Genomic DNA, 560 nt, shown 5'->3' on the forward strand with positions numbered 1-560 from the left:
AGATGGAACTGCGGGCTGGCGAGCACATGCGCCAGCCGGTCGCGCCCGTCGAAGGCCTTGAGGCGCACAGCGACGTCGTCGACCATGGCGCCGAAGGTCTCACGCGTCACCGTGCGGCCGCCGAAGCGTTCGGCAAGCGACACGACACCGACGGGAAGCGACGTCCAGGAAACGATGTGGTTGGCCAGCCGCGGCGAACGCTGGCCTCGGGTCAGGTCGATCAACGCGATCTCCGACGAGCCGCCGCCGATATCGAACAGCACCACGCCGCGCGTGTCGCGCTCGACCAGCGAGCCGCAGCCGGAGACCGCTAGGCGGGCCTCGGTCTGGCGATCGATGATCTCAAGCTTGAGGCCGGCCTCGCGCTCGACGCGTTCGAGGAACTCGACGCCGTTTTCGGCGGAGCGGCAGGCTTCGGTGGCGATCAGCCTCGCCTTCCTGATCTTGCGGTTGCGCAGCTTCTCGCCGCAGATTTTCAACGCCTCGACGGCGCGGTCCATGGCGGCCCGGCCGGCACGGCCAGTTCCGCGTCATCGATGCCTTCTCGCGGATCGTCAGGT

At 68.4% G+C, this 560-nt stretch carries 1 pseudogene; it reads right to left on the reverse strand.

The window, feature by feature from the left end:
- Nucleotides 1-521 (reverse strand): annotated as a pseudogene (locus EOA29_RS39415) (Ppx/GppA family phosphatase); the annotation flags it as partial.
- Between the last annotated feature and the right edge of the window lie 39 nt (nucleotides 522-560).

The organism is Mesorhizobium sp. M1E.F.Ca.ET.063.01.1.1, assembly GCF_003998155.1.
Lineage (GTDB): Bacteria > Pseudomonadota > Alphaproteobacteria > Rhizobiales > Rhizobiaceae > Mesorhizobium.